Below are 22,771 nucleotides of genomic sequence, written 5' to 3' on the forward strand. Positions count from 1 at the left end.
CTTGCCGCACAGAAAAATGGCGCCTTCGGGCGCCATTTTTGTTTATGCGGGGAGGATAAGCTCGTCGTAACCTTTCGACTGGGTATAAAGCATCACGTCCGTCACCCGGTCGCCGGCCATGCGAATGGCATCGGCAACGGTTTTCCCCTCAACAATGCCGCTCACCAGCTCTGAACAGAACAGGTCGCCCGTCCCTTTCAGATCGGTTTCTACTCGCGGATGCGCGCTGACGGTGACGCCTTCATTCGTCACCAGCACCACGTGGATGTTCTGCGGGTCGTCAGCGACCGGTGCACTGGTAATCGCCACCCATTTCAGGCTATCAGAGAGCAGTCCCTGTGCCGCCGCGATGGCGCTTTCCGGCGTGCGGCAGGGTTTGCCGCTTAACACTTCCAGTTCATAGACGTTTGGCGTAATCCCCTGCGCCAGCGGCAGCAGGTGCTCCCGATACGCTTCGGGGATCTCGGGCTTCACGTACATTCCGCTGTCGATATCGCCGATAACCGGGTCGACCAGCACCAGCAGGTCAGGATGCTGCGCTTTGACCCCCTTCAACCACTGCGCCAGCAGGACGATCTGGCTGGCACTGCCCATATAGCCGGTGGTGACCGCTTTAAGCTCGCGCAGGATCTCGCGCTCTTCCAGCGCCTTCAGGTAGCCGCTGAACCACTCGTCGGGGATCACCCCACCATAAAACGTGTCGTAGTGCGGCGTGTTGCTAAACAGTACCGTTGGCACGGCGGTGACGTTCAGCCTGTGGGTTCGAATATTCGGTACCGCAATGCTGTTCCCCACGCTGCCGTAAACCACCTGCGACTGCACGGCGACAATATCGGTTTGCTGCGCCCGGGTATTATCCCGGAATAGAATCATCTCCATGACGCTTAAATCCCCGCCCCCTGCGAATAACTCTCTTCACCAAAGACGCCGGTAGACAGATAGCGATCGCCGCGATCGCAAATAATCGCCACCACCACCGCGCCCGGATTTGCCTTTGCTACCCGAATCGCACCCGCTACCGCGCCGCCCGAGCTGACGCCGCAGAAGATGCCTTCGCGCACGGCCAGCTCACGCATGGTATTTTCCGCCTCGCGCTGGTGAAGATCCAGCACCTGGTCCACAAGCTGCGCATTAAAGATGCCGGGCATATACTCCGCAGGCCAGCGGCGAATGCCCGGAATGCTGCTCCCCTCTTCCGGCTGCAGGCCGACAATGGTGACGGCTTTATCCTGCTCGCGCAGAAAACGCGATACCCCGGTAATGGTGCCGGTGGTACCCATGCTGGAGACAAAATGGGTGATACGCCCGTCGGTTTGCTGCCAGATTTCCGGGCCGGTGGTGGTGTAGTGTGCGTACGGGTTGTCCGGGTTATTAAACTGATCGAGCAGTTTACCTTCGCCGCGCTCGGCCATTTCTAACGCCAGGTCGCGCGCGCCTTCCATCCCCTGCTCTTTGGTCACCAGAATCAGCTCGGCTCCGTAGGCACGCATCGCGGCACGGCGCTCCTGGCTCATGTTGTCCGGCATCAGCAGCTTCATGCGATAGCCTTTCAGCGCCGCAATCATCGCCAGCGCGATACCCGTGTTACCGCTGGTGGCTTCAATCAGCACGTCGCCCGGCTTAATCTCGCCGCGCTTTTCGGCCTGGACAATCATCGACAGCGCCGCGCGGTCTTTCACCGACCCCGCCGGGTTATTGCCTTCGAGTTTGACCCAGATTTCGCTGCCGTTGTCTGGCCCCATGCGCTGAAGCTTGACCAGAGGCGTGTTGCCGATGGTGTTTTCGAGTGTATTCACGTTTTTTACTCAATAAAAAAGCCGGGCGCGCGCAGCGATCCCGGCCTACAAGACGCAGTGATAACTGTAGGCCCGGTAAGCGCAGCGCCACCGGGCGATAAACATCCTAATAACCTATCAGGCTGACTCCGCCAGAGCAATATCCTCGCGCGTCTCGATGCGCTCCTTGCCGTGATAAATACGGGCGTGCTGCAGACCGACAAACAGGCGCTCTCCTCGGTGCGGCGGCACGTCGTCGCGCATGACCACGGTCAGCGGCTCGGTATACCAGCCCAGGGGCTGTACCACCAATTGGGTGTAGTGACCTTTAGGGCTAGCTTCCAGCACCTGCACCGGCAGCGGTGAATCCAGGCTGGTTCGGCGGCTCACGTCCACTTCCCACGGACGCAGGAACAGATCGACCGGTCCCTGATGCGCGGAGGTATAGCCCAGCGGCCAGCGGTGCGCGCCCACGTGGAACTGCCCACCGCGAATAGTACCCTGAAGACGGTTTACCTCGCCCATAAACTCCAGCACGAAGCGGGTCGCCGGTTCGCGCCAGAGCTGCTCCGGTTCGTCAACCTGCTCAATGTTGCCCTGGCTCATGACCACCACGCGATCCGCGACTTCCATCGCCTCTTCCTGGTCATGGGTTACGAAGACGCTGGTGAATTTCAGCTCTTCATGGAGCTGACGCAGCCAGCGGCGCAGCTCTTTACGCACCTGTGCATCCAGCGCGCCGAAAGGTTCATCCAGCAGCAGAATTTGCGGCTCAACGGCCAGCGCACGCGCCAGCGCCACGCGCTGTTTCTGCCCGCCGGACAGCTGGGCCGGGAAACGGTCCGCCAGATGAGCCAGCTGCACCATCTCCAGCAGTTTGGTCACCTTCGCCTTAATGGTTGCCGCATCCGGGCGCTCGCGACGCGGCAACACGGTCAGGCCAAACGCGATGTTGTCGAACACAGTCATGTGGCGGAACAGCGCGTAATGCTGGAACACAAAACCTACTTTACGATCGCGGGCATGCAGGCGGCTCACGTCGGTGCCGTGAAAGCGGATATGCCCGCTGGTCTGATGCTCAAGCCCGGCGATAATACGCAGCAGCGTAGTTTTACCCGAGCCAGACGGCCCCAGCAGCGCCACCATTTGTCCGGAAGGGATATCCAGCGAGATATCATTCAGCACCTGGGTGCGACCAAAAGACTTCTTAATATTGGCAATCTCAATGCTCATGATTTCCCTCCTGATGCTGACGTTTTTCCTGATTTTCTAAACGCCACTGCACCACACTCTTCAAAAACAGGGTCAAAATGGCCATCAGCGTCAGCAACGCTGCGGCAGTAAACGCGCCGATGGTGTTGTAGTCCTGCTGCAGCAATTCAATCTGTAGCGGCAGCGACAGGGTTTCACCGCGAATGGAACCGGAAACAACGGAAACGGCACCGAACTCACCAATCGCGCGGGCGTTGGTCAGTACCACGCCGTAAAGCAGCGCCCAGCGAATGTTCGGCAGCGTCACGCGGCGGAACATCTGCCAGCCCGAAGCCCCCAGTAGCACCGCCGCTTCGTCTTCGTTGCTCCCCTGGCTTAACATCACCGGCACCAGCTCACGCACCACAAATGGACAGGTCACGAAGATGGTAACCAGCACCATACCCGGCCAGGCGAACATGATCTGCAGGTTATGTGCATCCAGCCAGCCGCCCAGCGGGCCGTTGGAGCCGTAAAAGAGCAGGTACACCAGACCCGCCACCACCGGCGATACGGCGAAAGGAATATCCAGCAGGGTCAGCAGCAGCTGACGTCCCGGGAAGTTAAAGCGCGTCACCAGCCAGGCCAGCAGAGTCCCGAACACGAGGTTCACCGGCACGGAGATCAACGCAATCATTACGGTCAACCAGATGGCATGCAGCATATCCGGGTCTGCCAGGTTTTCCAGCGCGGGCATCAGGCCCTTGCTGAACGCCTGAACGAAGATATAAACCGTCGGCACGACGAGAATGAGGGCGGAAACCAGCACGCCCGCCCCAATCAGAAACCATTTACCCCAGTTGATGCGGGGTGCATCGTATCGCTTCAATTGCGTAACTTCCGCCATCAGTGACCTACCACACGTCGACCAAAGCGACTTTGCAGAGTGTTAATTGAGTACAGCAGCAGCAGCGAGGCCGCCAGGATCACCGAGGCAATTGCGCTCGCCGCCGGATAATCAAACTCCTGCAAACGGATGAAAATCATCAGCGAGGTCACTTCCGTTTTCCAGGCGATGTTCCCGGCGATAAAAATCACGGCGCCGAACTCGCCGAGGCTGCGGGTAAACGACAGCGCGACGCCCGCCATCAGCGCCGGAGAGAGCTCCGGCAGCACCACCTTGCGGAAGCTCTGCCAGCGCGTGGCGCCCAGCGTTTCCGCCGCTTCTTCGTATTCCGGACCCAGCTCTTCCAGCACCGGCTGCACGGTACGGACCACAAACGGGATGCTGGTAAAGGCCATCGCCACCGCGATACCGAGCCAGGTATAGGTCACCTTGATGTCAAATTTCGCCAGCCACTCGCCGTACAGCCCGTTCACGGAGAAGAGCGACGCGAGGGTTAAGCCCGCCACCGCCGTCGGCAGCGCAAACGGCAGATCCATCAGGGCGTCAAGCAGCGTACGGCCCGGGAAGCGATAGCGGGTTAAAATCCACGCCATCAGCAGGCCAAACACGCCGTTAAAAATGGAGGCGACAAACGCCGACAGCAGCGTCACCTTATAGGCCGCCACCACCTGCGGGTTGGTGACCACGTCCCAGTACTGCGCCCAGCTCATCTGCGCAAGCTGCATCACCAGCGCGCTGAGCGGCAACAGCAGGATCAGGCAGACGAACAGCAGGCTGGTCCCGAGGCTTAAGGTAAAGCCCGGCAGCACGCGTTTTGTCGATACTGCAAACATTACTTATGCCCCGCCGCCAGCAATTTATCTAACTCACCGCCGCTGGCAAAATGCGTTTTCATCACGTCTGGCCAGGAGCCAAAATGATCTTCCACGCGGAACAGCGCGGTCTGCGGGAATTTATCTTTCAGCTTGTTCATCACGTCCGGGTTGTTCACGCGGTAGTAGTAATCGGTAATGATGGTCTGCGCCTGAGGGCTGTACAGGTAGTTGAGATAGGCTTTTGCCGCTTTCTCGGTACCGTTTGCCTGCACGTTTTTATCCACCCATGCGACCGGGAATTCGGCCAGAATGTTGGTTTTCGGGATAACCACCTCGAAGCCCTGCGCTTCGTACTGTTTGCGGATGTTGTTCACTTCCGATTCAAAGCTGATCAGCACATCGCCGAGACCGCGTTCTGCGAAGGTCGTGGTCGCCCCACGGCCGCCGGTATCAAACACTTCGACATTTTTCAGGAACTGGGTCATGAACTGCTCGGTTTTGGCTTTATCGTTACCGTCAGCCTTGTCCGCTGCGCCCCACGCGGCTAAATAGGTGTAACGCGCGTTACCGGAGGTTTTTGGGTTTGGGAAAATCAGCTTCACGTCGGAACGCACCAGGTCGCTCCAGTCGTGGATATTCTTCGGGTTGCCCTTACGCACGAGGAAGCCCATGGTGGAATAGAACGGCGAGCTGTTGTTAGGCAGTCGGCTCTGCCAGTCCGCCGGAAGCAGCTTGCCTTTGTCGTGCAGGATCTGCACGTCAGTGACCTGGTTGTAGGTCACCACATCCGCTTTCAGCCCCTGGAGAATGGCCAGCGCCTGCTTGGACGAACCGGCGTGGGACTGCTTGATGGTCAGCTTATCGCCGTTATTGTCTTTCGCCCACTGCTGTTCGAACGGGGGGTTAAGGGCGGCAAACAGCTCGCGGGAGACGTCATACGAACTGTTTAACAGTTCAGTCGCATGCGCCTGTGCCACCAGCAGTAAACCTGCCAGCGCCAGAGTTCCTTTTTTTAGTACAGTAACGGCCATTGCGCACCCTTATAAATGTGATGACTATCTTATAGTCATAATATTTATAACGGGGATGAAAGGAGTAACGGTTTTATATACCGTTTGGTGATTTAGAAGCAGAAAAGGGAATAAGGGGTGCGGCCTGATGCCCTCACCCCAGCCCTCTCCCACAGGGAGAGGGAGAAAGGCTATTACAGTGCCAGCAGACGCTCAACGGACGGCGCAAAGTAGTAGCCGCCGGTCACCGGTTTGGTGAAGCGCAGCATGGCGTCGCGCTTACCGTCGGTATCGCCGAACATGCTCAGCAGCTGCTGCTCAATGTTATACAGGCGCGCGCAGTAGGCGCAGAAGTAGAGGCCGTGCGTGCCGCTTGCAGTACCGTACGGCAGGCTCTGGCGAACAATCTTCAGCCCTTTGCCGTCTTCTTTGAGGTCAACGCGGGTCAGGTGAGAGGTAACGGGACGGTCGTCGCCGTCGATCTCTTCGTTCGCCTCTTTCGTACGCCCAATCATCATCTCCTGGTCGTGCACGCTCATGCGGTTAAGCTGCTTGAGGTTGTGCTCCCAGCGCTGAACGAACACGTAGCTGCCGCCCGCGTCCACGCCGTCTTTAATGACCGCCACGTCGCGACGAACCTCTTCACCCGCCGGGTTTTCCGTCCCGTCGACGAAGCCGCTCAGATCGCGCTCTTCCACCCAGCGGAAGCCGTGAACCTCTTCCTGCACCTCAATGCTGTCGCCAAAGGCCGCCACAGCGGCCTGGGCAACGGAAAAGTTCACGTCGTGACGCAGGGAGAGAATGTGGATCAGCACGTCATATTGGGTCGCAGGTGCCAGACCTTTGCCGTAAGGGATGAAGTCCTTCAGCTCTTCCGCCCCTTCGCCACCGCTCAACTGACGCCAGACGTTATTGCCAAAGGCAACAACGGCGCCGAGGTGGGCTTCCGGGAATTTGGCCTGGAAGGTGGCCAGCTTATCAACAAACGCTTTACTGGCCGCACGCAGGGCATCCACGTCCCCTTTAACATTGGCTTCAATCCAAATCGCCGCGCGGCAATGTTCTGGCAAAATGCCACTCTGAACCTGAGACATCGCTCCTCCTGAAATAAAGATGCCACGTCAGCGTGGCATTGATGGCGGGTATTATACCCGGATTTCAGCGAGGCGGTTTGTTCAGGCGCAAATTACTGCTTCCAGAGTATTTTGCTCACTTTCCAGCTCTTGAGCGTGTCGTCAGAGGGCATCAGTCCCTCCGGTCCGCTCCAGGTTCCGGTGAAGACATAGCTGATGTGCTGGCTGCCTTCCGCCTTACATTCCACCGCGACCTTATCGTCAGACGGCAAGCTGGTGCAATTGCCAAAAGCCTGCTTATAAAGATCGCTAAACGGGGTCCCTACTTTCACGCCGCTAGCGGTCGGAATATCTTCATCCATCACCGCAATTCGGTTTACCGTGCCTTTGTCACCGTTGATCACCAGCGCCAGCTTGTCGCCCTTCAGCGCTTCGTAATAGCGAACAATATTGCCATTCTCCGTTTTCATGCCGCTGCGCAGACGGTAATCGCTGCTGAGCGCATCCTGAATAGCATTCTGATCCAGCGCCGTCGCGGCGGTAATTTTCCCCACGCCCTGCTCGGTCACTTCCGTTGATGAGCCAAACCAGTTCCACGGATACGCGGCGGACCAGTTAATGGAGGAGAGCGTCGAACAGCCGGTCAACGCCAGCGGGAGAGCGCATAAAAGTAAACGCAGCGATTTCATTGAAACGTCCTTTCTAATTAAATCAACGCTTGTTGGAGTGCGACATCGGCAAAAAGTGCCGGATTAATCGTCCTGAGGCGCAAAACAGGCGCGAAGACGCGGATTCGTCAGCAGCCACAGCAGCGCCACAATATCGGCAACCACCAGCGCAACGCCGGTGCCCGTCAGCGGTTCACCGTACCACCAGAGTACCGGCTGCCAGAAGAGCAGCGCAATCTGGGCAAGGATCAGCAGCCCGCGAAGCGCGCGCCACAAACGCGGGATCGCCTGCCGCCGGCCGCTGCACAAAAACGCCACCACCGCCGGTACGCCCGGCAGTAGTCCGAGCCAGAAGGCGTCGTGATCGGGATAAAAGAGATTCAGCAGCGTGTCACCCTGCCCGCGCGACGCGGCGGCCATCACAAACAGCACCCAGGTCCGGGCCTGGAGCAGCAGAACGCACCAGAATAAAAAGGGCAGCCTGACGCGGCCCTGCGCGTCATAGTCAGCCGGATGGATCTCAGTACTCTTCATCTTCGATCAGACGCTTGCCCAGAGTCAGCACGTCAGCGTGCTCGTAGCCCAGACGCTCATACATGCCCAGCACCACGTCGTTATCTTCCCGCACCATGATCTGGATCTTTGGGCAGCCGCGGGCGATCAGCTTCTTCTCGAGTCGGTTCAGCAGCGCATTGGCAATGCCGCGGCCACGGTATTCCGGGTGAACGCCCAGATAATAGGCCGAGCCGCGATGGCCGTCGTAACCACCCATTACCGTCCCCACAACCTCGCCATTGACTTCCGCGACCAGAAACAGACTGACGTCATGATTCACCTTACGTTCGATATCCATTTCCGGATCGTTCCACGGACGCAGCAGATCGCAGCGCTCCCAAAGGGTGATCACCTCTTCGAAATCTTCCTGGCGAAAAACGCGTATCTCCATGGTATTAACCGCCTTTTCGGGTTTAAAAACAGTGATTATGGCGCGAAGCACGCCTTTAGCCAATAACCGGGGAAAATCTCGCCAAAATTTGGCATAATGTCACTTTGTCACGTATTGAAATGAAAAGTAAAACAATTCTCAATATGGACTGTCGTAACGGGAAACACGATACGATATAACACCAGGACCCCATTTTTTAGTATTCAGGCCGCATGAGCACATTCAAACCATTAAAAGCACTCACATCGCGTCGTCAGGTTCTCAAAGCGGGGCTGGCGGCCTTAACGTTAACGGGCATCGCAAAGCAGGCTCAGGCGAAAGACGAGAGCACGCTCAAAACCAGTAACGGACACAGCAAACCGAAAGCCAAAAAGCCGGGCGCGAAGCGTCTGGTGATGCTCGACCCAGGGCACGGCGGCATTGATACCGGCGCCATCGGCAAAAACGGGTCGAAAGAAAAACACGTCGTGCTGGCAATTGCAAAAAATGTGCGCGCAATTTTACGCAGTAACGGCATTGACGCCCGTCTGACGCGTTCTGGCGATACCTTTATTCCGCTGTATGACCGCGTAGAGATCGCCCACCAGCACGGTGCGGATCTGTTTATGTCGATCCACGCCGACGGCTTTACCAACCCTTCTGCGGCCGGTGCCTCGGTGTTTGCGCTTTCCAACCGTGGCGCCAGTAGCGCCATGGCGAAATACCTCTCCGACCGCGAAAACCGGGCGGATGAAGTCGCCGGGAAGAAAGCCACTGACAAAGACCACCTGCTACAGCAGGTGCTGTTCGACCTCGTGCAGACGGATACGATCAAAAACAGCCTGACGCTCGGCTCGCATATTCTGAAGAAGATTAAGCCAGTGCATCGTCTGCACAGTAAAGGCACCGAGCAGGCAGCGTTCGTGGTGCTGAAATCACCGTCCATCCCGTCCGTGCTGGTGGAAACCTCCTTCATTACCAACCCGGAAGAGGAGCGACTCCTCGGCACCACGGCGTTTCGTCAGAAGATCGCCAACGCCATCGCCTCCGGCATTATCAGTTACTTCAACTGGTTCGATAACCAAAAAGCGCACTCCAGGAAACGTTAATGAAACCCGATGCTCAACTGGTCAAAACCTTCCTGCTGCAGCTGCAGGATGAGATCTGCCAGAAATTGGCCGCAGCAGACGGCGGTGAATTTCAGGAAGATACCTGGCAGCGCGAGGCCGGAGGCGGCGGGCGCAGCCGCGTGCTGCGAAACGGCGGCATCTTCGAACAGGCGGGCGTGAATTTTTCCCACGTTCACGGCGACGCCATGCCTGCGTCTGCGACGGCACATCGTCCCGAGCTCGCAGGCCGCAGCTTTGAGGCGATGGGCGTCTCGCTGGTGGTGCATCCGCACAACCCGTTTGTGCCGACCAGCCACGCCAACGTGCGCTTTTTCATTGCGGAAAAACCGGGCGCCGACCCGGTCTGGTGGTTCGGCGGCGGTTTCGACTTAACGCCCTATTACGGCTTCGAAGAGGATGCCGTGCACTGGCACACCACCGCGCGGGATCTTTGCCTGCCGTTTGGCGAAGACGTCTACCCGAAATTTAAAAAGTGGTGCGACGACTACTTTTACCTGAAGCACCGCGACGAGCAGCGCGGCATCGGCGGGCTGTTCTTTGACGATCTCAACACGCCGGATTTTGATACCGCGTTCAGCTTTATGCGCGCGGTGGGTGAAGGCTATACCGACGCGTACCTGCCGATTGTCGAACGCCGTAAAAACACCAACTATGGCGTGCGCGAACGTGAGTTCCAGCTCTACCGTCGGGGGCGCTACGTGGAATTTAATCTGGTGTGGGATCGCGGGACGCTGTTCGGCCTGCAGACCGGCGGGCGCACGGAGTCGATTTTAATGTCGATGCCGCCGCTGGTGCGCTGGGAGTACTGCTACGAGCCAAAAGAAGGCAGCCCGGAGGCTGCCTTAAAAGAATTTATTCAGGTTCGGGATTGGGTTTAACTGCCGGATGGCGCTGCGCTTATCCGGCCTACTCAACCCGTAGGTCGGGTAAGCGAACGCGCCACCCGACACCACGCGCTTACAGCGGCTGCGTCTGCGCCTCAACCACCGCCAGCGCCACCATGTTCACGATACGACGCACGGAGGCAATCGGCGTTAACACGTGCACCGGTTTCGCCACGCCCATCAGTACCGGTCCTACGGTCACCCCTTCAGAGCTGGAGACGCGCAGCAGGTTATAGCTGATACGCGCCGCTTCCACGTTCGGCATAATCAGGATGTTAGCCGATCCCTTCAGCGGGCTGTCCGGCATACGTTCGTTACGGATGCTCTCTACCAGCGCCGCATCGCCGTGCATTTCCCCGTCAATCATCAGCTCCGGCGCGCGCTCGCGCACCAGCGCCAGCGTCTCACGCATTTTGCAGGCCGCCGCGGATTTAGACGAACCAAAGTTAGAGTGCGACAGCAGCGCCACCTTCGGCTCAATACCAAAGCGACGCACGGTCTCGGCGGCCATCACGGTGATCTCCGCCAGCTCGTCCGGGGTCGGGTCGTCGTTAACGTAGGTATCGGCAATAAAGGTGTTGCCGCTTGGCAGCAGTAACGCGTTCATCGCCCCGGCGGTATGGACGCCATCACGATAGCCAAAGATCTCCTGCACCACGCTAAAGTGCTCGTGGTAATCGCCGATGGTGCCGCAGATCAGCGCATCCGCCTCGCCGCGATGGACCATGATCGCGCCGATCACCGTCGTGTTGCTGATCACCGCTTTCTGCGCCTGCTCCTGAGTGATCCCCCGACGCTTCATGATCGCGTAGTATTCGCTCCAGTACTCTTTGAAGCGCGGATCGGATTCGTTGTTGACGATCTCGAAGTCGACGCCCGGCTTAATCTGCAGGCCCAGCTTCTGGATACGCATTTCGATCACGCTCGGACGACCAATCAGGATCGGTTTCGCCAGGCCTAAGGTGATCAGCTCCTGGGTGGCGTGCAGCACGCGCGCCTCTTCCCCTTCCGCCAGCACGACACGCTTCGCGTCGGCGCGCGCCTGGGAGAAGATCGGCTTCATGAACAGGTTGGTTTTATAGACAAACTCGGTGAGCTTATCGACGTAAGCGTCGAAATCGTGAATCGGACGCGTCGCCACGCCGGAGTCCATCGCCGCTTTGGCCACCGCTGGCGCAATTTTGACAATCAGACGCGGGTCGAACGGTTTTGGAATGATGTAGTCCGGACCGAAGCTCAGATCCTGATCGCCGTACGCAGACGCGACCACTTCGCTCTGCTCGGCGTGCGCCAGTTCCGCGATGGCGTGAACGGCGGCAAGCTTCATCTCTTCGTTGATCGCCGTTGCGCCGACGTCCAGCGCACCGCGGAAGATGAACGGGAAGCAGAGCACGTTGTTGACCTGGTTCGGGTAGTCAGAACGACCGGTACAGATAATGGCGTCTTCACGCACCGCTTTCGCCAGCGGCGGCAGGATTTCCGGCTCCGGGTTCGCCAGGGCCAGGATCATTGGCGCACGCGCCATCTTCTTCACCATCTCCTGGGTCAGCACCTTCGGACCCGAGCAGCCGAGGAAGATATCCGCGCCGTCGATCACGTCGTCCAGGGTGCGTTTACCGTCGTCTTCCACCGCATAGGCCGCTTTGGTTTCCGCCATGTTCGGCTCGCGGTCTTTATAGATAACGCCTTTGGAGTCGCAGACCACAATGTTGTGTTTCTGCATACCCAGCGCAACCAGCAGGTTCATACAGGCGATAGCCGCGGCGCCTGCGCCAGAAACCACCATGCGCACGTCGGAGAGATTTTTCTCTACCACGCGCAGGCCGTTCAGAATCGCGGCGGTGCTGATAATCGCGGTCCCGTGCTGGTCATCATGGAACACGGGAATGTTCATACGCTCGCGCAGCTTCTGCTCGATATAGAAACATTCCGGCGCTTTGATGTCTTCCAGGTTAATCCCGCCGAAGGTCGGCTCCAGCGCGGCCACCACGTTGATGAATTTGTCAGGGTCGAGCTCATCCACCTCGATATCGAACACGTCGATACCGGCGAATTTCTTGAACAGTACCCCCTTCCCTTCCATCACCGGTTTACCGGCCAGCGCACCGATGTTGCCCAGCCCCAGCACCGCCGTGCCGTTAGAGATTACGGCGACAAGGTTGCCACGCGCAGTGTATTTGTAGGCCGCCAGCGGGTCTTTTTCAATTTCCAGACACGGGGCAGCTACGCCCGGCGAATAGGCCAGCGCCAGATCGCGCTGGGTTGCCAGCGGCTTGGTTGGGGAGACCTGGATTTTCCCCGGGACAGGAAACTCATGAAAATCGAGGGCACTCTGTTTTAACTGATCGTCCATCTTGTTATTCCTTTTACGTATCGGTCAGATAGTATCGCCGCAGGACAGCGCATAAACTTTGAAGGCTGCCAAACTCTCACCATCACACATTAAAAATTGTTATCAATTTATAACAGCCATGTTACCCGTCTCAAAAGCAATGCCTCCCCCGTCTGCTATGCTTTTTTGTTAAGTCCATCATGATTTTTCCAGAAGTGTGAACTAACGCACTCAGCTAACGCTTTTATTTCCAAGGAGTAATCATTTATGAACCAGCTAGACGGCATCAAAAAATTCACCACAGTGGTTGCAGACAGCGGCGATATCGAGTCGATTCGCCACTATCAGCCGGAGGATGCGACCACCAACCCTTCGCTGCTGCTCAAAGCGGCCGGGCTTGCCCATTTTAGCCATCTGATTGATGACGCCATTGCCTACGGTAAACAGCGCGGTAAAACGCAGGAGCAGCAGGTCGCCGAAGCCAGCGACAAGCTGGCGGTTAATTTTGGTGCAGAAATTCTGAAAAGCATTCCGGGACGCGTCTCGACCGAAGTCGATGCCCGCCTCTCATTCGATAAAGAAAAAAGCATTAATAAGGCACGTCGTCTGGTGGAGCTCTACCAGGATCAGGGCATCGATAAATCACGCATTCTGATCAAGCTCGCCTCCACCTGGGAAGGCATCCGCGCGGCAGAGGTGCTGGAAAAAGAGGGTATCCACTGCAACCTGACGCTGCTGTTCTCGTTTGCCCAGGCGCGCGCCTGCGCGGAAGCGGGCGTGTTCCTCGTCTCGCCGTTTGTCGGGCGCATCTACGACTGGTATCAGGCAAAACAGCCGATGGATCCGTACGTGGTGGATGAGGATCCGGGCGTGAAATCGGTCCGTAACATCTACGACTACTACAAACAGCACCGCTACGAAACCATCGTGATGGGGGCCAGCTTCCGCCGTACCGAGCAGATCCTCGCCCTGGCAGGCTGTGACCGTCTGACCATCTCCCCTAACCTGCTCCAGGAACTACAGGACAAAGAAGAGACGGTGATCCGTAAGCTGGTGCCCACCTCTACCGTTCTGCCAAAACCGAAAACCATGACCGAAGCGGAGTTCCGCTGGGAGCACAACCAGGACGCGATGGCTGTGGAAAAACTGGCGGAAGGTATCCGCCTGTTCGCCGTCGACCAGCGCAAACTTGAAGACCTTCTCGCCGCCAAACTTTAACCTTGCCACGGAGTGAACTATGTCCCGTAAAGAGCTCGCCAATGCCATTCGCGCCCTCAGCATGGATGCCGTGCAGAAAGCCAATTCCGGCCACCCCGGCGCACCGATGGGCATGGCCGATATTGCCGAAGTGCTGTGGAACGACTTCCTGAAGCACAACCCGAATGACCCCACCTGGTACGATCGCGACCGCTTTATTCTCTCCAACGGTCACGCCTCAATGCTGCTCTACAGCCTGCTGCACCTTTCCGGCTACGATCTGCCGCTTGAGGAGCTGAAAAACTTCCGCCAGCTGCACTCCAAAACCCCTGGGCACCCGGAGATTGGCTATACGCCGGGCGTGGAGACCACCACCGGGCCGCTCGGTCAGGGGCTGGCCAATGCGGTCGGGCTGGCGATTGCCGAGCGTACGCTGGCGGCACAGTTCAACCAGCCGGATCACGAGATTGTCGATCACTACACCTACGTGTTTATGGGTGACGGCTGCCTGATGGAGGGGATCTCCCATGAGGTTTGCTCCCTGGCGGGCACGCTGGGGCTCGGCAAGCTGATCGGGTTCTACGATCACAACGGCATCTCCATCGACGGGGAGACCGAGGGCTGGTTTACCGACGACACGGCAAAACGCTTCGAGGCCTACCACTGGCACGTGGTGCATGAGATTGACGGTCACGACCCTGAGGCGGTGAAAAAAGCGATTCAGGAAGCGCAGAGCGTGAAGGACAAACCGTCCCTGATTATCTGCCGCACGGTCATCGGCTTCGGCTCGCCGAACAAGGCGGGCAAAGAGGAGGCGCACGGCGCGGCGCTGGGCGAGGAGGAAGTGGCGCTGACCCGGCAGAAGCTGGGCTGGAAATACCCGCCGTTTGAGATCCCAAAAGAGATCTACAGAGCCTGGGATGCCCGTGAAGACGGCGAGAAGGCCCAGCACGCCTGGAACGAGAAATTTGCCGCTTATAAAAAAGCGCACCCGGAGCTGGCCGCCGAGTTCTCCCGCCGCATGAGCGGCGGTCTGCCGGAAGACTGGGACGATAAAACCCAGGCGCTGATTGAAAACCTGCAGTCCAACCCGGCGAAAATCGCCACCCGTAAGGCGTCGCAAAATACCCTGAACGCAATCGGCCCTATTCTGCCCGAACTGCTCGGTGGCTCGGCTGACCTGGCGCCAAGCAACCTGACGATCTGGTCCGGCTCGAAATCGCTGAAAGAGGATATTGCCGGGAACTATATCCACTACGGCGTGCGCGAGTTCGGGATGACCGCGATCGCCAACGGCATCGCCCATCACGGTGGGTTTGTGCCGTACACCGCCACTTTCCTGATGTTCGTCGAGTACGCCCGTAACGCGGCGCGCATGGCGGCGCTGATGAAGGCGCGGCAGATTATGGTCTATACCCACGACTCCATTGGTCTGGGAGAAGACGGCCCCACCCACCAGGCGGTTGAACAGCTGGCGAGCCTGCGCCTGACGCCAAACTTCAGCACCTGGCGTCCGTGCGATCAGGTCGAAGCGGCAGTGGGCTGGAAGCTGGCGGTAGAACGCCATAACGGTCCAACGGCATTAATTCTGTCACGCCAGAATCTGGCGCAGATTGAGCGTACCCCGGAGCAGGTGAAAAACATCGCCCGCGGCGGCTATATTCTGAAGGACAGCGGCGGCAAGCCGGACGTGATCCTGATTGCGACCGGTTCCGAGGTGGAAATCACGGTGAAAGCGGCGGAAAAACTGACCGCCGAAGGCCACGCGGTGCGCGTGGTATCCCTGCCTTCTACGGATATTTTTGACGCTCAGGACGAGGCGTACCGGGAGTCGGTGCTGCCCTCTAACGTCGCGGCGCGCGTGGCGGTGGAGGCCGGTATCGCCGACTACTGGTACAAGTATGTCGGGCTCAAAGGGGCGATTGTGGGCATGCGAGGCTACGGTGAATCCGCCCCTGCCGATAAGCTGTTCCCGTACTTCGGCTTTACCGTTGAGAACGTGGTGGAGAAGGCGCTGAGCGTGCTGTAGTGCGGTCTGCGTTGCCGGGTGGCGCTGTCGCTTACCCGGCCTGGAAAATCGGGTGGCTTTGCCACCCTTTTTTATACTACCCGGACACCCGCCGCCATCGCCCGCTCCGGCGTTAACAACACGCTTTCGCTGGCGTCATCGGTTTCCGCGCAGAGCAGCATGCATTCAGACGTTTCGCCGCGCATCTTCGCTTTCGCCAGATTACACAGCACCACCACCGTTTTTCCCATAAGCTCTTCTTCCCGGTAATACGGCACCAGGCTGGTGACGGTTTGCAGCGTTTTTCCGCCCACATCAATCTGCGCGATATAGAGTTTGTCTGCGTTGGCGTGGCGCTTAACGTCCACAATCGTCCCCACGCGGATCTCCAGCTTTGCAAAGTCATCGTAAGCTATCGTGTCCATGCTCTCTCCTTGGTAAAGTTTTACTAAATACTAGCACGCTATTTGCCGGAAGCAATGGGCAGGATATTTAGTAAAAACGGATGCATGTCCTGATTCATCCTTTACAATGGGTCATCACGTGGGGGAATAAGGACAAACATGGCTACGCTCAAAGACATCGCGACGGAGGCTGGCGTTTCGCTGGCGACGGTATCCCGGGTTTTAAACGATGACCCAACGTTGAACGTAAAAGAAGAGACCAAGCACCGCATTCTGGAGATTGCGGAAAAGCTGGAATACAAGAGCACAACGTCCCGCAAAATGCAGTCTGCCGCGGTGGGTCAGCAGCACATTCTGGCGCTCTACAGCTACCAGCAAGAGCTGGAGATTAACGACCCTTACTACCTTGCCATCCGCCACGGTATTGAGACACAGTGTGAAAAGCTGGGCGTCGAGTTGAGCAACTGTTACGCCAATGCCACCCTGCCAGAGAGTAAAAAACTTACCGGCGTACTGATTGTGGGCAAGCCCTCTTCAGCCGTCCTGCGCGCTGCAACTGCGTTAACGGACAACGTCTGCTTTATCGATTTTCACGAGCCCGGCAGCGCGTTCGATTCCGTCGACATTGACCTCTCGCGCATCAGCAAGCAGATCGTTGATTTCTTCATTGATCAGGGCGTTAAGCGCATTGGCTTTATCGGCGGGGAAGATGAGCCCGGCAAAGCCGATATCCGCGAAGCCGCTTTTGTCGAGTATGGTCGCCTGAAAGGGGTGGTGTCAGAACAGGATATCTGGCGCGGCGGTTTTTCCAGCTCATCCGGATACGAACTGGCAAAAACCATGCTGGCTCAGACAAGCTGGCCTACCGCCCTGTTTGTAGCCTCTGATTCGATAGCCATCGGCGTCTTGCGCGCTATCCATGAAAAAGGGCTGGCGATCCCGGAGGACATTTCGCTCATCAGCGTGAACGATATCCCGACCGCCCGCTTCACCTTCCCGCCGCTCTCTACCGTACGCATCCACTCGGAAATGATGGGCAGCCAGGGGGTTAACCTGCTGCTGGAAAAAGCCCGCGATGGCCGGACGCTGCCGCTGCAGGTTTTCGTGCCGAGCGTGCTGAAACTGCGCGGCACCACCCGCTAATTCCCCTCGTTTAACACACTGCCGGGCATGCCCGGCATTTTTTTATTTCGTGATCGAGTTAAAGCAAATCAATTTTACTGATTTTATTTAGTAAAATATTTACTAAAATCTCCAGCAATGATATTTACCCCCTACAGGGAGATCGCATGAATCGCTGGGAAAATATTCAACTCACGCATGAGAACCGGCTTCCGCCGCGAGCGTACTTCTTCTCATACGACACCGTCGCGCAGGCTCGCACCTTTGTCCGCGAGGCCAGCAGCCACTTTCTGTCTCTGAGCGGTAAGTGGAACTTTCGCTTTTTCACCCACCCCCTTCTGGTACCGGAAAACTTTACCTCTGAGTATATGGCCGACTGGGGCGACATTACCGTACCCGCCATGTGGCAGATGGAAGGCCACGGCCAGCTGCAGTACACCGACGAAGGCTTCCCCTTCCCGGTCGACGTGCCGTGGGTGCCTACAGACAATCCGACCGGGGCGTATCAGCGCCACTTCACGCTATCGGACGGCTGGCAGGGGAAGCAGACCCTCATCAAGTTTGACGGCGTCGAAACGTATTTCGAAGTCTACGTGAATGGTCACTACGTTGGCTTTAGCAAGGGCAGCCGGCTGACCGCCGAGTTTGATATCAGCCATGCAGTGCACGGTGGGCAAAACCTGCTGTGCGTGCGGGTGCTGCAGTGGGCGGATTCGACCTACATTGAGGATCAGGACATGTGGTGGACGGCCGGCATTTTCCGCGACGTCTATCTGATCGGCAAAAATCCCACTCACGTGCGCGACGTCACGATCAAAACCACCTTCGACGAGGCATGGAAAGACGCCACCCTCTTCTGTCAGCTTGAGCTGGAAAACCTGGCCCCGCACGCATCCGCCGTGTCGCTGGAGTATGCTCTGTATGATGGCGAAGCAGCGATCCATCAGGGCACCACCGACGGCCTGACCGTGACCCGCAGCGCGGAAACCGCCTTTAGCATTGAGGTCAAACAGCCTCAGCAGTGGTCTGCGGAATCGCCCTACCTCTACCATCTGGTCGTAACGCTTAAAGATGAGCACGGACAGACGCTGGAGGTTATCCCTCAGCGCATTGGGTTCCGCGACATCAAGGTGCGCGACGGCCTGTTCTACGTGAACAACCGCTACCTGAAGCTGCACGGCGTAAACCGTCACGACAACGATCACCAGAAAGGCCGCGCCGTGGGCATGGATCGCGTCGAGCGCGACCTGATCCTGATGAAGCAGCACAATATCAATTCGGTGCGCACCGCCCACTACCCCAACGATCCGCGCTTCTACGAGCTGTGCGACCTCTACGGCCTGTTCGTGATGGCGGAGACGGATGTGGAATCCCACGGCTTTGCCAACGTCGGCGACCTGAGCCGCATCACGGACGATCCGGTGTGGGAACATGTCTACGTTGAGCGCATCGAGCGCCATATTCACGCCCAGAAAAACCACCCTTCCATCATCATCTGGTCGCTTGGAAACGAGTCCGGCTACGGCTGTAATATCCGCGCCATGGCCCGGGCGGCAAAGGCACTGGACGACACGCGCCTGCTGCATTACGAAGAAGATCGCGACGCCGAGGTGGTGGATATCATCTCCACCATGTACACCCGCGTGCCGCTGATGAACCTGTTCGGCGAGTATCCCCACGCCAAACCGCGCGTTATCTGCGAATACGCCCACGCGATGGGCAACGGCCCCGGCGGTCTGAGCGAGTATCAAAACGTCTTCGATCGCCACGACTGCATTCAGGGCCACTACGTCTGGGAGTGGTGCGACCACGGTATTCAGGCGGTAGATGCCAGCGGCAATACGTATTACGCCTACGGCGGCGACTTTGGTGACTATCCGAATAACTACAACTTCTGCCTCGACGGGCTGATCTACTCCGATCAAACGCCGGGTCCGGGGCTGCGCGAATATAAGCAGGTGATTGCCCCGGTCAAACTGCGCTGGCAGAACGGCGAGCTGCACGTTGAAAACCGCTTCTGGTTCACCAGCCTGGACGATTACACCCTGCTCGTTGAGGTGCGTGCCGAAGGTGAAACCCTGCACAGCCAGCCGCTGACAATTACCGGGCTGGCCCCCAACAGCACCCGCACCGTGAGCCTGAACCTGCCCCAACTCGACGAGCGCGAAGCATTCCTGACCGTGCGCATCAGCAAAAACAGCCGCACGCGCTACAGCGAAGCGGGGCACGAGATTGCGGTGTATCAGTTCCCGCTAAAAACGCGCACAACTCACGTCACGCCGTTTAGTAACGCCAACGCGACACCGCTGCGGCTGGCAGAAGACCGTCTGAACTGTACCGTGATCGGGCATAACTTCCGCGCACGCTTCTCAAAAGTGACGGGGAAACTCTGCTCCTGGCTGGTTAACGGTGAGGAAAACATCACCCGTGAACCGAAGATTAACTTTTTCAAACCGATGATTGATAACCACAAGCAGGAGTATGAGGGGCTGTGGCAACCCAACCATCTGCAGATTATGCAGGAGCACCTGCGCGGTTTTGAGGTCGAGCAGCAGGACGATGCGATCGTCATTACCACCCGCACGCTGATTGCCCCGCCGGTGTTTGATTTTGGTATGCGCTGCACCTATCGCTGGCGCATTGCCGCCGACGGGCAAATTAACGTTGAGCTGAGCGGTGAACGATACGGTGATTATCCGCACATTATCCCGTGCATCGGCTTTACCCTCGGCATCAACGGTGAATTCGACCAGGTGAGCTACTACGGACGCGGACCCGGTGAGAACTACCCGGACAGCCAGCAGGCCAGCACCATAGACCTGTGGCACACCACGGTGGACGAAATGTTCGAAAACTACCCGTTCCCGCAGAACAACGGCAACCGTCAGCAGGTGCGCTGGGCAACGCTCGCCAGCCGTCACGGCAGCGGCCTGCTGGTGGTGCCTGAGCAGCCCATCCATTTCAGCGCCTGGCACTACACGGCAGAGAACATCCACGCCGCGCAGCACTGCAACGAACTGCGTCGCAACGAGGACATCACCCTCAATCTCGACCATCAGGTACTGGGCTTAGGCTCTAACTCCTGGGGAAGCGAAGTGCTGGATACATGGCGCGTCTGGTTCAGGCCGTTCCGCTACGGCTTCACCCTGCTCCCGCTGGAAGGCGGACACACCGCCGCGCAGGCACTGGCGCGCTATCGGTTCGGCAGCGGTTTCTTCTCCATGAATTCGCACAGCGAGGCAGAAAAATGATCGTTCTCGACAGCCTGGAACAGTTCCAGCAGCGTTATCGCACGGGCCGCAAATGGCAGCGCTGCACAGAGGCCATTAATAACATCGACCACATCCAGCCCGGCGTTGCCCACTCGATTGGCGACTCTCTGGCCTACCGCGTGACCAATGATGCCAGCACCGACGCGCTGTTCGTCGGCCATCGCCGCTATTTCGAGGTGCATTACTACCTGCAGGGCGCGCAGAAAATTGAGTACGCCGCAAAAGACGCCCTTCAGCTTGTGGAGTGCTACCGGGATGAAACCGACCGCGAATACCTGAAAGGCGTGGGCCATACCGAACAGGTGCGGGAGGGACAGATCGTGATATGTGAAAACCACGAGGCGTATCGCTTTATCAGCGCAACGCCAGCCAAAAAAGTCGTCCTCTATGTGACCATCGAAGACGGTTATTTCCATAACAAATAAAAAATCCAGCGGTGCCAATGAAGCACCGCTATACCCTAAATAATTCGAGTTGCAGGAAGGCGGCAAGAGAGCGAATCCCCGGGAGCGTAGATAACTATGTGACTGGGGTGAGCGAGTGCAGCCAACGCATCTGCAACTTGAAGTATGACGGGTATCTATCCTCCTCGTACCCGGAGATATATTATGTCTGAAACTACCAAGCGTAATACCATCGGCAAATTCGGCCTGCTGTCGCTGACGTTTGCCGCCGTATTCAGTTTTAACAACGTGATTAATAACAACATCGAGCTGGGGCTGGCCTCCGCGCCGATGTTCTTTTTAGCCACCCTGTTCTACTTTATTCCTTTCTGCTTAATCATCGCGGAGTTTGTCTCCCTGAATAAAAACTCCGAAGCGGGCGTGTACGCCTGGGTGAAAAGCTCGCTGGGCGGGCGCTGGGCGTTTATTACCGCCTACACCTACTGGTTCGTGAACCTGTTCTTCTTCACCTCGTTATTACCCCGCGTCATCGCCTACGCCTCTTACGCCTTTTTGGGCTATGAGTACATTCTTACGCCGTTTGCCACCACGGTACTGAGCATGGTGCTGTTCGCCTTCTCGACCTGGGTGTCCACCAACGGGGCGAAGATGCTGGGGCCGATCACGTCGGTGACCTCAACGCTCATGTTGCTGTTGACCCTCTCCTATATTCTTCTGGCCGGCGCGGCGCTGGTGGGCGGCGTGCAGCCAGCCGACCCGATTACCGTTGACGCGATGATCCCCAACTTCAACTGGGCCTTCCTCGGCATCACCACCTGGATATTTATGGCCGCCGGGGGCGCAGAGTCCGTTGCGGTATACGTTAACGACGTGAAGGGCGGCTCAAAATCCTTTGTCAGGGTGATCATTCTGGCGGGGATTTTCATCGGCGTGCTCTACTCCATCTCCTCGGTGCTGATTAACGTCTTTATCAGCAGCAAAGAGCTGAAATTCACCGGTGGTTCGGTACAGGTGTTCCACGGCCTGGCGGTATGGTTTGGCCTGCCGGAAGTGCTGATGAACCGCTTCGTCGGCCTGGTCTCCTTTACCGCGATGTTCGGCTCCCTGCTGATGTGGACGGCAACCCCGGTCAAAATCTTCTTCTCTGAGATCCCAAGCGGCATCTTTGGGCCAAAAACCGTGGCGCTGAACGAGAACGGCGTACCGGCGCGGGCGGCGTGGATCCAGTATCTGATCGTCATTCCGCTCATGATTATCCCAACCATGGGGTCGAACACCGCGCAGGAGCTGATGAATACCGTCATCAACATGACCGCGGCCGCGTCAATGTTACCGCCGCTGTTCATCATGCTGGCCTACCTGAACCTGCGCCGTAAGCTCGATCATCTCCCGCGCGACTTCAAAATGGGCTCACGCACCACGGGCATGGTGGTGGTGTCGATGCTGATTGTGATTTTTGCCATTGGCTTTGTGGCCTCAACTTTCCCCACCGGTGCCAATATTCTGACGATTATTTTCTATAACGTCGGTGGCATTGTGTTATTCCTCGGATTTGCCTGGTGGAAATACAGCAAATACGTCAAGGGATTATCAAAAGAACAACAACAAACAGAAGCGTCACCTGCCTCAAATCTTCACTAACGCTGAAGGCATG

At 57.7% G+C, this 22,771-nt stretch carries 20 protein-coding genes; 8 read left to right on the forward strand and 12 right to left on the reverse strand.

Features of this window, described 5'->3' with window-relative positions:
* Window positions 1-42: 42 nt before the first annotated feature.
* The 10 genes from pdxK to AC4IC4_RS16720 form a co-directional block, all read right to left on the reverse strand.
* Window positions 43-879: a pyridoxine/pyridoxal/pyridoxamine kinase gene (gene pdxK / locus AC4IC4_RS16675; RefSeq protein ID WP_024907610.1), complete on the reverse strand. Its 837-nt coding sequence runs from the start codon at window positions 877-879 to the stop codon at window positions 43-45.
* 5 nt (window positions 880-884) lie between these two features.
* Window positions 885-1,796 carry a cysteine synthase CysM gene (gene cysM / locus AC4IC4_RS16680; RefSeq protein ID WP_032646706.1) on the reverse strand — a complete coding sequence of 304 codons (912 nt, stop codon included), beginning with the start codon at window positions 1,794-1,796 and terminating at the stop codon, window positions 885-887.
* 117 nt (window positions 1,797-1,913) lie between these two features.
* The gene (cysA, locus tag AC4IC4_RS16685; RefSeq protein ID WP_008501607.1) at window positions 1,914-3,008 is read right to left on the reverse strand and encodes a sulfate/thiosulfate ABC transporter ATP-binding protein CysA; all 1,095 of its coding nucleotides are present in this window, start codon (window positions 3,006-3,008) and stop codon (window positions 1,914-1,916) included.
* Window positions 2,998-3,873 carry a sulfate/thiosulfate ABC transporter permease CysW gene (gene cysW, locus AC4IC4_RS16690; RefSeq protein WP_024907608.1) on the reverse strand — a complete coding sequence of 292 codons (876 nt, stop codon included), beginning with the start codon at window positions 3,871-3,873 and terminating at the stop codon, window positions 2,998-3,000. The genes cysA and cysW overlap by 11 nt, the downstream gene beginning before the upstream one ends.
* Window positions 3,873-4,706 (reverse strand): sulfate/thiosulfate ABC transporter permease CysT, encoded by an 834-nt coding sequence (gene cysT, locus AC4IC4_RS16695; RefSeq protein ID WP_004123378.1) that lies wholly within the window; start codon window positions 4,704-4,706, stop codon window positions 3,873-3,875. The genes cysW and cysT overlap by 1 nt, the downstream gene beginning before the upstream one ends.
* A complete protein-coding gene (locus AC4IC4_RS16700; RefSeq protein ID WP_491471546.1) occupies window positions 4,706-5,719 on the reverse strand; it encodes a sulfate ABC transporter substrate-binding protein in 1,014 nt (337 codons plus the stop codon). The genes cysT and AC4IC4_RS16700 overlap by 1 nt, the downstream gene beginning before the upstream one ends.
* A 173-nt stretch (window positions 5,720-5,892) precedes the next feature.
* Complete coding sequence (locus AC4IC4_RS16705) at window positions 5,893-6,792, reverse strand: Dyp-type peroxidase (protein ID WP_023332959.1); 900 nt, start codon at window positions 6,790-6,792, stop codon at window positions 5,893-5,895.
* Window positions 6,793-6,884: 92 nt separating this feature from the next.
* A complete protein-coding gene (locus AC4IC4_RS16710; protein WP_024907606.1) occupies window positions 6,885-7,460 on the reverse strand; it encodes an RpoE-regulated lipoprotein in 576 nt (191 codons plus the stop codon).
* Between the two features lie 63 nt (window positions 7,461-7,523).
* Window positions 7,524-7,973 carry a DUF2919 domain-containing protein gene (locus AC4IC4_RS16715; protein ID WP_090420073.1) on the reverse strand — a complete coding sequence of 150 codons (450 nt, stop codon included), beginning with the start codon at window positions 7,971-7,973 and terminating at the stop codon, window positions 7,524-7,526.
* Window positions 7,960-8,385: a GNAT family acetyltransferase gene (locus AC4IC4_RS16720; RefSeq protein ID WP_024907604.1), complete on the reverse strand. Its 426-nt coding sequence runs from the start codon at window positions 8,383-8,385 to the stop codon at window positions 7,960-7,962. The genes AC4IC4_RS16715 and AC4IC4_RS16720 overlap by 14 nt, the downstream gene beginning before the upstream one ends.
* Window positions 8,386-8,597: 212 nt before the next feature.
* Between AC4IC4_RS16720 and amiA the strand changes: the two genes are divergently transcribed.
* Both amiA and hemF read left to right on the forward strand, forming a co-directional pair.
* Window positions 8,598-9,473, forward strand: coding sequence for an N-acetylmuramoyl-L-alanine amidase AmiA (gene amiA, locus AC4IC4_RS16725; protein ID WP_024907603.1), 876 nt, complete (start codon window positions 8,598-8,600; stop codon window positions 9,471-9,473).
* Window positions 9,473-10,372 carry an oxygen-dependent coproporphyrinogen oxidase gene (hemF, locus tag AC4IC4_RS16730; protein ID WP_491471547.1) on the forward strand — a complete coding sequence of 300 codons (900 nt, stop codon included), beginning with the start codon at window positions 9,473-9,475 and terminating at the stop codon, window positions 10,370-10,372. Before amiA ends, hemF begins: the two co-directional genes overlap by 1 nt.
* A 79-nt stretch (window positions 10,373-10,451) precedes the next feature.
* Here the strand turns inward: hemF and maeB are convergent, their stop codons facing one another.
* On the reverse strand, window positions 10,452-12,731 hold the full coding sequence (maeB, locus tag AC4IC4_RS16735) for an NADP-dependent oxaloacetate-decarboxylating malate dehydrogenase (protein WP_024907586.1): 2,280 nt from the start codon (window positions 12,729-12,731) through the stop codon (window positions 10,452-10,454).
* Window positions 12,732-12,977: 246 nt separating this feature from the next.
* Here maeB and tal point away from each other — a divergent pair, with 246 nt between their 5' ends.
* Together tal and tkt are read left to right on the forward strand one after the other, a co-directional pair.
* Window positions 12,978-13,928, forward strand: a complete 951-nt coding sequence (gene tal / locus AC4IC4_RS16740) for a transaldolase (protein ID WP_024907585.1) — start codon at window positions 12,978-12,980, stop codon at window positions 13,926-13,928.
* Window positions 13,929-13,947: 19 nt separating this feature from the next.
* On the forward strand, window positions 13,948-15,936 hold the full coding sequence (gene tkt / locus AC4IC4_RS16745; RefSeq protein WP_032646746.1) for a transketolase: 1,989 nt from the start codon (window positions 13,948-13,950) through the stop codon (window positions 15,934-15,936).
* A gap of 71 nt (window positions 15,937-16,007) precedes the next feature.
* On the opposite strand, the gene AC4IC4_RS16750 is transcribed toward tkt, so the two are convergent.
* Window positions 16,008-16,340, reverse strand: a complete 333-nt coding sequence (locus AC4IC4_RS16750) for a tRNA-binding protein (RefSeq protein ID WP_024907583.1) — start codon at window positions 16,338-16,340, stop codon at window positions 16,008-16,010.
* A gap of 138 nt (window positions 16,341-16,478) precedes the next feature.
* Between AC4IC4_RS16750 and ebgR the strand changes: the two genes are divergently transcribed.
* The 4 genes from ebgR to AC4IC4_RS16770 all read left to right on the forward strand — a co-directional run bounded on the left by ebgR (window position 16,479) and on the right by AC4IC4_RS16770 (window position 22,758).
* On the forward strand, window positions 16,479-17,462 hold the full coding sequence (gene ebgR / locus AC4IC4_RS16755) for a transcriptional regulator EbgR (RefSeq protein WP_048989340.1): 984 nt from the start codon (window positions 16,479-16,481) through the stop codon (window positions 17,460-17,462).
* A gap of 146 nt (window positions 17,463-17,608) precedes the next feature.
* Window positions 17,609-20,692 (forward strand): beta-galactosidase subunit alpha, encoded by a 3,084-nt coding sequence (ebgA, locus tag AC4IC4_RS16760; protein WP_491471548.1) that lies wholly within the window; start codon window positions 17,609-17,611, stop codon window positions 20,690-20,692.
* Window positions 20,689-21,138, forward strand: coding sequence for a beta-galactosidase subunit beta (locus tag AC4IC4_RS16765; protein ID WP_491471549.1), 450 nt, complete (start codon window positions 20,689-20,691; stop codon window positions 21,136-21,138). The genes ebgA and AC4IC4_RS16765 overlap by 4 nt, the downstream gene beginning before the upstream one ends.
* Before the next feature lie 183 nt (window positions 21,139-21,321).
* Window positions 21,322-22,758: an amino acid permease gene (locus tag AC4IC4_RS16770; RefSeq protein WP_024907579.1), complete on the forward strand. Its 1,437-nt coding sequence runs from the start codon at window positions 21,322-21,324 to the stop codon at window positions 22,756-22,758.
* The last annotated feature ends 13 nt before the right edge of the window (window positions 22,759-22,771 follow it).

This window comes from Enterobacter sp. Taxon_2, from assembly GCF_058355295.1.